Annotated in this window: 14 protein-coding genes; 9 read left to right on the top strand and 5 right to left on the bottom strand. The window is 63.8% G+C overall.

The features are described from left to right. The 3 genes from UW3_RS29200 to UW3_RS0103345 form a co-directional block, all read left to right on the top strand. Positions 1 to 420, top strand: a 420-nt coding sequence (locus UW3_RS29200) for a LysR substrate-binding domain-containing protein (RefSeq protein ID WP_237716718.1), incomplete at its 5' end; no start/stop codon positions are given. Positions 421 to 472: 52 nt separating this feature from the next. Beyond that, on the top strand, positions 473 to 1,477 hold the full coding sequence (locus UW3_RS0103340) for an NAD-dependent epimerase/dehydratase family protein (RefSeq protein ID WP_010220839.1): 1,005 nt from the start codon (positions 473 to 475) through the stop codon (positions 1,475 to 1,477). A gap of 87 nt (positions 1,478 to 1,564) precedes the next feature. Beyond that, the gene (locus tag UW3_RS0103345; protein ID WP_010220840.1) at positions 1,565 to 2,407 is read left to right on the top strand and encodes a hypothetical protein; all 843 of its coding nucleotides are present in this window, start codon (positions 1,565 to 1,567) and stop codon (positions 2,405 to 2,407) included. Positions 2,408 to 2,492: 85 nt separating this feature from the next. On the opposite strand, the gene UW3_RS0103350 is transcribed toward UW3_RS0103345, so the two are convergent. The 3 genes from UW3_RS0103350 to UW3_RS0103360 are packed head-to-tail and all read right to left on the bottom strand — an operon-like array spanning position 2,493 to position 5,045. Then, complete coding sequence (locus UW3_RS0103350) at positions 2,493 to 3,542, bottom strand: alkene reductase (RefSeq protein WP_010220841.1); 1,050 nt, start codon at positions 3,540 to 3,542, stop codon at positions 2,493 to 2,495. Between the two features lie 17 nt (positions 3,543 to 3,559). Continuing rightward, the gene (locus UW3_RS0103355) at positions 3,560 to 4,729 is read right to left on the bottom strand and encodes an MFS transporter (RefSeq protein ID WP_010220842.1); all 1,170 of its coding nucleotides are present in this window, start codon (positions 4,727 to 4,729) and stop codon (positions 3,560 to 3,562) included. A 13-nt stretch (positions 4,730 to 4,742) separates the two neighbouring features. Beyond that, on the bottom strand, positions 4,743 to 5,045 hold the full coding sequence (locus UW3_RS0103360; protein ID WP_010220843.1) for an ArsR/SmtB family transcription factor: 303 nt from the start codon (positions 5,043 to 5,045) through the stop codon (positions 4,743 to 4,745). A 155-nt stretch (positions 5,046 to 5,200) separates the two neighbouring features. On the opposite strand from UW3_RS0103360, the gene UW3_RS0103365 reads away from it, so the two are divergent. Next, the gene (locus UW3_RS0103365; protein ID WP_010220844.1) at positions 5,201 to 5,773 is read left to right on the top strand and encodes an acyl carrier protein phosphodiesterase; all 573 of its coding nucleotides are present in this window, start codon (positions 5,201 to 5,203) and stop codon (positions 5,771 to 5,773) included. Here the strand turns inward: UW3_RS0103365 and UW3_RS0103370 are convergent. Both UW3_RS0103370 and olsB read right to left on the bottom strand, forming a co-directional pair. Continuing rightward, positions 5,770 to 6,555 (bottom strand): lysophospholipid acyltransferase family protein, encoded by a 786-nt coding sequence (locus UW3_RS0103370; protein WP_010220845.1) that lies wholly within the window; start codon positions 6,553 to 6,555, stop codon positions 5,770 to 5,772. The genes UW3_RS0103365 and UW3_RS0103370 overlap by 4 nt on opposite strands. Further along, positions 6,555 to 7,310 carry an L-ornithine N(alpha)-acyltransferase gene (gene olsB, locus UW3_RS0103375; RefSeq protein WP_010220846.1) on the bottom strand — a complete coding sequence of 252 codons (756 nt, stop codon included), beginning with the start codon at positions 7,308 to 7,310 and terminating at the stop codon, positions 6,555 to 6,557. The genes UW3_RS0103370 and olsB overlap by 1 nt, the downstream gene beginning before the upstream one ends. Before the next feature lie 135 nt (positions 7,311 to 7,445). Between olsB and UW3_RS0103380 the strand changes: the two genes are divergently transcribed. The 5 genes from UW3_RS0103380 to UW3_RS26450 all read left to right on the top strand — a co-directional run. Further along, complete coding sequence (locus tag UW3_RS0103380) at positions 7,446 to 8,333, top strand: acyl-CoA dehydrogenase middle domain-containing protein (protein WP_010220847.1); 888 nt, start codon at positions 7,446 to 7,448, stop codon at positions 8,331 to 8,333. A 63-nt stretch (positions 8,334 to 8,396) separates the two neighbouring features. After that, positions 8,397 to 9,473: a serine hydrolase domain-containing protein gene (locus tag UW3_RS0103385; RefSeq protein WP_100782581.1), complete on the top strand. Its 1,077-nt coding sequence runs from the start codon at positions 8,397 to 8,399 to the stop codon at positions 9,471 to 9,473. Next, the gene (locus UW3_RS0103390) at positions 9,470 to 9,766 is read left to right on the top strand and encodes an amidase (RefSeq protein WP_010220849.1); all 297 of its coding nucleotides are present in this window, start codon (positions 9,470 to 9,472) and stop codon (positions 9,764 to 9,766) included. Before UW3_RS0103385 ends, UW3_RS0103390 begins: the two co-directional genes overlap by 4 nt. Before the next feature lie 45 nt (positions 9,767 to 9,811). Next, positions 9,812 to 10,393 (top strand): YceI family protein, encoded by a 582-nt coding sequence (locus tag UW3_RS0103395; protein ID WP_010220850.1) that lies wholly within the window; start codon positions 9,812 to 9,814, stop codon positions 10,391 to 10,393. Position 10,394: 1 nt separating this feature from the next. After that, a partial coding sequence (locus tag UW3_RS26450) for a phospholipase D-like domain-containing protein (RefSeq protein WP_010220851.1) occupies positions 10,395 to 11,331 on the top strand: 937 nt, incomplete at its 3' end.

The following is an 11,331-nucleotide window of genomic DNA, read 5'->3' on the forward strand; positions in this document are numbered from 1 at the left end:
CTGTTGCTTGGTGCTATGCGCTACCGTGCCCTGGCCAGCCCGGCGTTCATGGCCCGCTACTTTCCTTCGGGCTTTGATGCCGGCCGTTTGTCGCGTACCCCGGCGCTGGTGTTCGGGCCGGATGATTTTCTCCAGCACCGTTACCTGGCGTCCCTGGGTATTGAGGACGGTTTCCTACATCACCTGTGTCCGTCGTCCGAGGGCTTTTTGCGCATGACCGAAGCGGGCCTGGGCTGGGGCCTGGTGCCGGAACTGCAGGTACGCGACCAACTGGCCAGCGGGCGTCTGGTAGAAATATCGGCGGATAAACCCATCGACGTGCCCTTGTACTGGCATCATTGGCGCAATGGCGGGCAGTTGCTTGGCCAGCTGACGGAACACCTGCGCCTCACGGCCGGGCAATGGCTGGTGCCCTTGTAGGCACGGGCGGCGTCAGCAGTATCTGAAAAACCTGTTTTAGGCGGAGTGCTACATGCGAATTCTGGTCACCGGCGCGAGCGGCTTCATCGGCGGGCGCTTTGCGCGCTTTGCCTTGGAGCAGGGCTTTGACGTTCGGGTCAACGGCCGCCGCGCCGAAGGCGTCGAGCACCTGGTGCGACGCGGCGCGCAGTTCATCCCGGGTGACCTCAACGACCCGGACCTGGCCCGGCGCCTGTGCCAGGGCGTCGAAGCCGTGGTGCATTGCGCGGGTGCCGTGGGCAACTGGGGGCGCTATCAGGATTTCTACCAGGGCAACGTGGTGGTGACTGAAAACGTGGTGGAAGCATGCCTTAAAGAGCATGTGCGGCGGCTGGTGCACTTGTCTTCGCCGTCGATCTGTTTCAATGGCCGCTCGCAGTTGGGCATCACTGAAGAGCAGGTGCCGCGGCGCTTCCATAACCATTACGGGGCAACCAAGCAGCTGGCCGAGCAGAAGGTCTTCGGCGCTCAGGAGTTCGGCCTCGAAGTGCTGGCCCTGCGTCCACATTTTGTCACTGGCGCTGGCGACGTGAGCATCTTCCCGCGCTTGTTGCAGATGCAGCGCAAGCGGCGTTTGGCAATCATCGGCAATGGTTTGAACAAGGTCGACTTCACCAGCGTGCAGAACCTCAACGAGGCGTTGGTCAGTGCCTTGCTCGCCGACGAGGCCGCGCTGGGCCAGGCCTACAACATCAGCAATGGCCACCCGTTGCCATTGTGGGATGTGGTCAATTATGTAATGCGACAAATGCACCTGCCGCAGGTCACCCGTTACCGTTCCTACGGCCTGGCCTACAGCCTGGCGGCCTTGAACGAAGGTGCCTGCCTGCTCTGGCCTGGCCGTCCGCAACCGACCCTGTCGCGCTTGGGTACGCAGGTGATGAGCAAGGACTTCACGCTCGACATCAGCCGCGCCCGGCAGTTTCTTGATTACCGCCCCAGCGTCAGCCTGTGGTCGGCACTGGATGAGTTCTGTGGCTGGTGGAAAGCCCAGGACCTTCCGTCCTGCAAGGACTGAACCGGACCAGGGCTTTGCGGTCGATCAGTGCGCTGATCAGGCTTTATACTACTGACCATTTGCTATCACCGTGGTTGAAGGGATCCCATGCGTAACGATGCTCCAGATGATTTCGATAACGTGCCGACCTTGAGTGCCGGTAGCCGTGATGACGATGATTTCGTCCCGGTAGCGGGTGTGCGTCGTGGCGGGCCGGCAGCTTCGCGTGCTCAGCCCAAGGCCGCGAGCAGCGGCCCGTTGTGGGCATTGCTCGGCGCCTCGTTCATTGCTCTGGCTGGCCTTGGCTGGTGGAGCTTCCAACAGATTTCCCTGATGGAGCAGCAACTGGTTGCCACCCAGGAGAGTTTCGCCCGCATCAGTGAAGACGCGGCGGGACGCCTGCAGGCGATCAGCGGCAAGGTTGCGGCCAGCGAGACCAGTGTCAGCACCGACAGCGAAGCCCTGAAGCTGCAGATCAGGCAGCTGCAGGCGAGCCTGGCCGAGCAGGGCAAGCAACAGCAGGGTGTGGCCGGGCAGACCGGCGATCTGGGCAAGCGACTGGAGCAGGTGTTGGCTCAGGCCAGCGAGCAGCAGGCGGCCAATGCCAAGTTGCAGGAGCAGTTGCAGGCACAGCTCAAGCGGGTAAATGACGAGTTGGCGGCATTGAAGACGGCCCAGGTCGATGGCGGCAAGCTCGATGGTGAGCTCAAGAGCCTGAGCGCAGATGTGGCGACGCTGAAGAAACAGGGCAACCCGGCGGCGGCGATCCAGCGCCTGGAGCAGGATCTGATCGTGCTCAAGAGCGAACAGGAGAACCGCCCGGCGCCTGCGGCCAGTGGCGGTGCGTCAACGGCGGAGTTCGATGCGTTTCGTGGCCAGGTGACTCGAAACATCAATACCTTGCAAAGCCAGGTGCAGAACCTGCAACAGCAGATCAATACCCGGCCTTGAGGGCCTCATCGCGGGACAAGCCCGCTCCCACAGAGATCACCACTGTTCCTGTGGGAGCGGGCTTGCCCCGCGATGCGTTCAGCACCTACATCCGCGGATAATCGATGTAACCCACCGGCCCCTTGGCGTAGAAGGTCTCCGGGTGCGGCTCGTTCAGCGGTGCATCGGCTGCCAGGCGGGCTGGCAGGTCCGGGTTGGCAATGAACGGAATACCGAAGGCCACCGCATCGGCTTTACCACTGGCCAGCGAAGCGTTGGCGCTGGTCTTGGTGAAGCGCTCGTTGACGATGTACGGGCCGCCAAAAGCCTGCTTGATCAGCGCGCCAATGCTGTCGTCGGCTTCTTTCTCTCGCGAGCAGATAAAGGCAATGCCGCGCTTGCCCAGTTCCCGGGCAACATAAGTAAAGGTTTCGGCACGGTTGGCATCGCCCATGTCATGGGAATCGGCCCGTGGCGCCAGGTGCACGCCGACCCGTTGTGCGCCCCAGACGTCGATCACGGCGTCGGTCACTTCCAGCAGCAGCCGTGCACGGTTTTCCAGCGAACCACCGTACTGGTCGTTGCGCTGGTTGGTGCTGCTCTGCAGGAACTGGTCGATCAGGTAACCATTCGCCGCATGCACTTCGACGCCGTCGAAACCGGCCGCCTTGGCGTTCTCGGCACCGGTGCGGTAGGCCTCGACGATATCGGCGATTTCTGCGCTTTCCAGTGCCCGTGGCGTCGGGTAGTCGGCCAGTGGGCGCACCAGGCTGACATGGCCTTTGGGCTGGATTGCACTCGGTGCCACCGGGGTTTCGCCGTTGAGGTAGCTCGGGTGCGAGATGCGCCCCACATGCCACAGCTGCAGGAAGATCCGCCCGCCGGCGCCATGCACCGCCTTGGTGACGTTGGTCCAGCCGCGCACCTGATCGTTGGACCAGATCCCCGGGGTGTCCGGGTAGCCGACGCCCATGGGCGTTACCGAAGTGGCTTCGCTGAGGATCAGCCCGGCACTGGCCCGTTGTACGTAGTACTCGGCCATCAGCGCGTTGGGTACCCGGCCTTCATCGGCGCGGCAGCGGGTCAGCGGGGCCATGATGATGCGGTTCGGCAGTTTGAGGTCGCCGAGGGTGATCGGATCGAAAAGAGTCGTCATAAATACCTCAAGGCCTATCAGTGAGTGGCAGGTGCCAGTTCGGCTTTGTTACCGCCCTGGCTGAAAGTGATCAGGGTGACGATCAACGCCAGCACCGCCAGCGCTGCGGCGGCCAGGGGCACGCGGGTCAGGCCCAGGCCCTGGGCGATGACAGTGCCGCCAACCCAGGCGCCCAGGGCATTGCCCAGGTTGAAAGCGCCGATGTTCAGGGTCGAGACCAGGTTCGGGGCGGCCTTGCCGAAGGTCACCACGTTGACCTGCAGGGCGGGGACCGCGGCAAAGGCTGCAGTGGCCCAGAGGAACAGGGTGATTTCTGCCGGGATCAGGGCGACGCTGGTCCAGCTCAATACGGTGGACACCACCGCCATGCTGGCGAACACGCCGATCAGGGTGGCGCCCAGGCGTTTGTCGGCGAGCTTGCCGCCGAGGATGTTGCCCAGGGTCAGGCCCAGGCCGATCAGCAGCAGGGTCCAGGTCACGCCCCGTGGCGAAACGCCGGTGACGTCACCGAGCAGCGGTGCGACATAGGTGAACAGGGCGAACATCGAGGCCGAGAACAGCACGGTCATCGACAGCGACAGCCAGATGCCGGCGCCTTTGAGCGCGGCAAGTTCAGCGCGCATGTCGAGAGCCTCTTCGTCATGCCGGAACGGCAGGAAGCGGATCAGACCGATCAGTGCGACGACGCCGATCACCGTCACTGCCCAGAAGGTCGAGCGCCAGCCGTATTCCTGGCCCAGCGCGGTACCCAGCGGCACACCCAGCACGTTCGCCAGGGTCAGGCCGGTGAACATCAAGGCGACCGCCGAAGCACGGCGGTTGGCCGGCACCAGGCTGGCGGCCACCACCGAACCGATACCGAAGAAGGCACCATGGCACAGGGCGGTCACCACCCGGGCAAACATCAGCAGGTTGTAGTCGCTGGCCACCGCACATAGCAGGTTGCCGACGATGAACACGCCCATCAGCGCGATCAGCGCCGCTTTACGTGGCAGGCGCGAGGTGGCCAGGGCCATGAACGGCGCACCGATGGCCACGCCCAGGGCGTAGCCGGTGACCAGCCAGCCGGCACCGGGAATCGATACACCCAGGTCTGCCGCCACATCCGGCAACAGACCCATGATGACGAACTCGGTGGTACCGATGGCGAAGGCGCTGAGCGCCAGGATTATCAGCGAAAGGGGCATTGCAAGGTCCTTGTCAGAGCTCTTGGCTCATCTGCTTGAGGAACGCCTGGATGGTGTCCTCGTTGCGTTTGAAAAAATGCCATTGGCCAATCTTCTGGCTGCTGATCAGGCCGGCGCGCTGCAAGGTCGCCAGGTGGGCGGAGACGGTCGACTGCGACAGGCCGCAGCGTTGATCGATCTGCCCGGCACACACACCGTGTTCGGTGCTGTGGTGCTGGTCGGGAAACTGCGCGTCGGGGTCCTTCAGCCAGTTGAGGATTTCTCGCCGTACTGGGTGGGCCAGGGCTTTTATTATTTCGTCGAGATCGAGAGGCATGGTTGGGCTCGTGGTGTGTGTAGCGGTATATCGCGATGGGGCGAAATATAAATCGGTATTTCGCGATATACAAATATGATGTGGTTCTGAGCTCAGCGTAAATCGCTATATCGGGTTATAACGATATAGATGGCGGGGTGCTAGAATCCCAGTCCATGAACTACCTCGCACACCTTCACCTCGGCGGTCAGCAGCCCGAGCAATTGCTCGGCAGCCTTTATGGCGATTTTGTCAAAGGGCCGCTGCAGGGGCGCTTCGCCCCGTCACTGGAGGCAGCGATCCGCCTGCACCGGCAGATCGACGTCTACACCGACAGCCATCCACTGGTGCTGGCGGCGCTGGCGCGTTTCCCGCAGCAGCGGCGGCGTTATGCCGGGATCATCCTCGATGTGTTTTTCGACCATTGCCTGGCCTTGCACTGGCAGGACTATGCCGAGCAGCCGCTGGGCCAGTTCACTGACCGCGTGTACCGGGTGCTGGCCGCAGAACCGGCCTTGCCCGGGCGCCTGGCACAGATAGCACCGTACATGGCGGCCGATGACTGGCTCGGGTCTTACCGCGAGTTCGCGGTACTTGAACCGGTGTTTCGCGGGATTGCCCGGCGCCTGTCGCGGCCCGAAGGCCTGGACGGCGCGGTGGAGGAGGTGGCGGCGCTGTACCAGCCGTTGCTGGATGACTTTCGCAATTTCTATCCGCAGTTGCAGCGCTTTGCCCGCGCCAATACCTAGGCAGCCCTGGCCCGGCGTTGCGCCTGGGCAGCCGGCTCGCAACCGAACAATGCCTGCTGGATCGCCTGCTGCGCCTTGAAGGCCAGGGCGGCGCGTTCTTCACCGGTACTGGCAATTGGCGCCAGCAAATGGATCTCGACCTCGGCGCAGTCATTGCTGAACAGGCGCAGCAGGTGCGAGAGCAGATCATCGTCACCAATAAACGGCGCGATCGAATCGGCTTGTCCACTGCGCAGGTAGCGCAGGGCTACCGGCTGCAGCGGTGTCTGCGTGTCGATGGCGCTGGCCAGCAGGCGGCCGTGAAAGGTGCGCAGGCTGCGCCCGTCAGTGGTGGTGCCTTCGGGGAAGATCAGCAGCGGGCAATCCTGTTGCAGGTGCTGGCTGATCTGTTTGCGCAGCAGTTGGCTGTCGTTGCCGCCACGCCGGATGAACAGGGTACCGGCCTTGTGTGCCAGCCAGCCGGCCACCGGCCAGGTACGCACTTCGGCCTTGGACAAAAACGACAGCGGTGCAAGCATGCCCAGCAAAGGAATATCCGTCCAGGACACGTGGTTGCTGACCCACAGCATCGGCTGGCGTGGCAGTTGGCCCACCACTCGCACCTTGAACGGCAGGGCATTGCTCAGTTTGCCCATGAACAGTTGCGACCAACGCTGGCGGCGCTCGGTCGAGGCCGGCACGCGCAGGCGTTCATAAAGGCTGAACAGGGCTGCCATGGCCAGGCCGAACAGCACCACCAGCAGCACCCGGGCTACGCGTGCATAGACGCGCAGGCGCTGCATCAGACCGCCGCCTTGAAGTGACGGGCATAACGCGGGCACAGTTCGTCGCGCTTGAGCAGGATGAACACGTCGGCGACCTGGAAGTCTTCGTCCCAGCATGGCTCGCCACAGATCTTCGCCCCCAGGCGCATGTAGGCCTTGAGCAGCGGCGGCATTTCGGCGATGACGTTGTTCGGCAGGGCCAGGCTCGGCAGTGGCTTCTTCGGTTCGGCGCGCAGGTGCTCGGTGCACAGGTAGCGTTCGCGCAGGCGCTGCATGATCGCGTGGGCCTGTACACCGCCGTCCTGCATGGGAATGCTGGCGCAGCCCATCAGGTAGCTGTAGCGGCCTTCGTTGAGTACTTCGGCCAGTTCCGCCCAGAGCACGGCGATGGTGCCGCCGTTGCGGTAGGCCGGATCGACGCAGGTGCGACCCAGTTCGAGAATCGGCCCTTGCAGGTGGCCGAGGCCGTGCAGGCTGAATTCCTCTTCGCTGTAAAAGCGCCCCAGGCTGTTGGCGGCCTGGTGGTCGAGCAGACGAGTGGTGGCGACCAGGCGCCCGCTAGTGAGATCGCGCACGCCGATGTGGCGGCAATGAATGTCGTAGTCATCCATGTCCAGGCCCAGTTCGGCGCCTTTGAGTTTGGCCTTGAATTCACCGCTGAATACGCTGAAACGAAGGGCCTGTGCTTCCTGCAGGGCTGCCGGGCCGACCAGGCGTTCGGCTTGCAGACGGCGTTCAGTGCTGTTGTCGCCAGAGCGAGCGATCCGAGTCATTGCGTGTCTCCATAAGCCAGCCATGGGGTTGCGGCCGGTCGACTTTGTTGTGCAAGCTCAGCCTAGGTAGATGCGGTGTCACCCCCGTGAATGTTTGGTGATGCTTGTATGACAGCCCCCTCAAGGAGCGCTTCGATGGCCTGGCTGCAACGACTCAACGATCGACACAGACAACCCCTTGCGGCCACGCTGGCCGATACCTATTCCAGCCTGCTGGCACGCCTGGGTGCGGTTAGCCCGTTCGACCTGGCGGTGCTCGGTGGGCGGGCGATGAGCACCCCGGGCCTGGCCTTCCTGGTCGGCTACCAGGCGGCGCTGCGGGTGCTGTGGCCCAGTGCGCCGCAGAGCCTTGGTGCCCTGTGCGCCAGTGAGCGGCGCAGCGTGCGCCCGGCGGACATGCAGGTGCGTCTGGATGATTTGCGCCTGAGCGGCAGCAAGGACTTTGTCACTGCCGGGCTCGATGCCGAGTGGCTGCTGGTGGCGGCGCGCTGCGAAGCGCAGGGGCAGCCAGTAGAACTGAGCCTGGCGGTGGTCTACGCCGGTGAACCGGGCGTGCGCCTCGAATCGCTGCCGGCCTTGCCGTTGATGCCGGAAGTCGGCCATGCCCGCCTGCATCTGCAAGGAGCGTTGTGCGAGCGCTTGGCGGGGGACGGCTGGGATGCCTACGTCAAACCCTTCCGCTCGCTGGAAGATCTTTATGTGCTCAGTGCCCTGTGTGCCTGGCTCTATGGCGTCGGCCAGGAAACGGGCTGGCCGCAAAACCTGCAATTGCGCCTGATCAGTCTGCTCGGCGCGTGCGCTGAAAGCACTCGCCAGTGCGCCGACACCTCGGCCAGCCATTTGCTGCTGGGCGGTCTGTTTGCCCAGTTCAACAGCTTGAAAGATGAACTCAATCAGGCACTGCTGGCAAGCCCAGGCGAGTGGGCAAGCCTGTGGCAACGCGATCAGGGCCTGCTGGAGATCGCCAGTGCGGCCCGCGCCAAACGCCTGGCCAAGGCCTGGGCCGCCGCCGGATTGTCATGAAACGCTGGCAGGCTGGGCGAACCCTGGCCTTGAGTAAGCGGCATGCGCAACGCGGTGTGGTGGATGCTGGCTGTTTTCGCCTTCAGCAAGGCCGTTTCGGCCGAGGAGTACTGGCCAGTACCTGATTGGACGGTGGCGAACGATGCCAACCGAAGCGCCTGGCAGGCGGTTGAACGCTATGCCTTCGCCCCACGCGATGACCAGCAACGTCAGGGCGTGCGCAGCGACGCGCTGCTGGTGATCGCCGACGGGCGCATTGTCTATGAGCACTATGCCGCGCCCAGCACCGCTAAAACCGCGCACCTGACCTGGTCGATCAGCAAGAGCGTGCTGGCGACCCTGCTGGGTGTCGCCCACGCCGAGGGCCGCTTTGACCTGCAGGATCCGGTTGCGCGTTTCTACGCGCCGATGCGTGCCCACCCCCACGTGCGCATCCAAGATCTGCTGCACTGGGCCAGCGGCCTGGACTGGCAGGAAGATTACGAATACGCGCCGCTCAAGTCCTCGGTAGTGGCCATGCTCTACACTCGCGGGCGCGGCGATATGGCCGGCTACACGGCGGCCAGGCCCGAGGCGGCCAGCCCTGGGCAACGCTTTCTCTATTCCAGCGGTGACAGTAACGTGCTGGCGGCGGCCTTGCGCGGCATGGTCGGCGATGCGGGATATGCGCAGTACCCCTGGCACGCCTTGTTTGAACCGCTGGGGATTGCCAGTGCGGTCTGGGAGCGTGACGCCAGTGCCACCTTGGTGGGTTCTTCCTATCTGTACATGAGTGCTCGCGACCTGGCGCGCGTTGGCCTGTTGATGCTGCGCGAAGGTCGTTGGCAAACGCGACAATTGCTGTCCAGCGCTTGGGTCGACTTCAATCGCCAGCCGTTCCTGCAAGCCACGGCCCAACCCGGTGAAGCCAACCCGGGCGGGCACTGGTGGCTTAATCAACCTTTGCCCGGCAGCCCGCCACCCTGGCCGGATGCGCCAGCTGACACGTATGCAGCCCTGGGGCATTGGGGCCAGGCACTGTATGTGCTGCCGGCGCGCAAGCTGCTGATCGTTCGCTACGCCGATGACCGCGACGCCAGCTTTGCCCATAACGAGTTGCTCAAGCGGGTACTGGCAGCAGTCGACAAGGTGCGGCCATGACGCGCGTGTTGCTGGTACTGGCGCTGCTGGCCGGCGGTTGGGCCTGGTACGAACGCCAGGCGCTGGCGGATTTCCCCGGCATCCTCAGTGCCTACTCGGCCAAGGAGTACTGTTCGTGCCGCTATGTCATGAATTTCGACGAACATTATTGTCGGGGCTATGTGCGCCAATACCTGCCGTTGAGTCGCCTGGATGAAGACGCGCAGCAGCGGCTGGTCAGCGCTGCCGGCCTGGGGGTCGAGAATCGTGCGCAGTGGCAGGGCCCGCGCGAGGGCTGTCGCTTGCTGCCGTGAAGGCAGCCGGGTAAGGTTGACGACCATTGTGTTACAGGATTTCACATGTTCAGTCTGTCGCGTCTTCTGCTTGCCCTGCTGGTCGTTCTCAGTCTCCCTGCCCAGGCCAACTGGCACCTGGACGGCGAATCGTCACGCCTGTCATTTGTCTCCAGCAAGAACGGTGACACCGCTGAGGTGCATCGTTTCCTCGTTCTGCATGGCAAGGTCGATCGCAAGGGCGCCGCCGAGCTGCAGGTCGAGATGGACTCCAACAACAGCGGCGTGCCGCTGCGTGACGAACGCATGCGCAAGGAACTGTTCGAGTTCGCCAAGTTCCCCGAAGCCAAGGTCAGCGCGCAGATCGACCTGCGCCCGATCAACGACCTGGCCAATGGCGCCCAGGTGGAACTGCGCCTGCCGCTGACTGTCAGCCTGCATGGCAAGCAGCACAACTACAGCGCCCTGCTGCTGGCCACCCGCCTGGATGACCGGCGCTTTCAGGTGGTGACCCTGGAACCGTTGATGTTGCGCGCCGATGATTTCGATCTGCTCCCCGGCCTTGCCACCTTGCGCAAGCTGGCCGGGCTCAAGTCCATCAGCCCGTCGGTGCCGGTGGCCGCGGTGCTGATCTTCACGGCGCGTTGAGATGGCCGGACCGGTCTTTCCCTGGCGCGATGGCAATCAGTTCGAGCTATTGATCGACGGTCCGCAGTTTTTCCCGCGCATGCTCACCGCAATCGTGCGCGCCGAGTATCAGGTGGACCTGGAACTGTACCTGGTCGAAGCCGGCGCTTGCGCCGAAACCATGGTCCAGGCCTTGGTGCAGGCCGCCGAGCGCGGCGTGCAGGTGCGTTGCCTGTTCGATGATTATGGTTCGCTGGCCTTCACCTTGAGCCTGCGCCAGCGTCTGTTGGCTGCGGGTGTGGAGCTGCGCTGGTACAACCGCCTGCGCTGGCGTCGTGGCTTTCGCAACCTGTATCGCGATCATCGCAAGCTGCTGCTGGTCGACCAGAAGTGGGCGGTGGTGGGCGGTACTGGCGTCACTGACCAGTTCTGGACGCCAACCGAAGACGTCAGCGAATGGCACGAAGTGATGGTGCAGATGCAGGGCCCGCTGGTGGCCGACTGGCAGATGCTGTTCGACCGCCAGTGGCGCGCCAACCTGCGCCGTACCGCCTGGCGGCCGCCGACGCACTTTGGCCTGCCACGTTTGCCGCGAGTGCCGGTGAGTGGTGCGGGCATGGGCCGGGTGGCCTATGCCGACGCCCGCCAGCACCGGGATATCCTGCAGTCGCTGGTGCGCGCCCTGAACAGCGGCCAGCGGCGCATCTGGCTGGCCACGCCGTATTTCTTGCCGACCTGGAAGGTCCGCCGCTCTCTACGCCGCGCGGCCTCCCGGGGGGTCGATGTACGTTTGCTGCTGACCGGGCCGCGAACCGATCACCCGTCGGTGCGTTATGCCGGCCATCGCTATTACCCGCGGCTGTTGCGCGCCGGGGTGAAAATTTTCGAATACCAGCCGTGTTTCCTGCACCTGAAAATGGTGTTGGTGGATGACTGGGTCAGCATCGGCTCCCGCCACC

Source organism: Pseudomonas donghuensis (assembly GCF_000259195.1).
In the GTDB taxonomy this organism is placed as follows: Bacteria; Pseudomonadota; Gammaproteobacteria; order Pseudomonadales; family Pseudomonadaceae; genus Aquipseudomonas; species Aquipseudomonas donghuensis.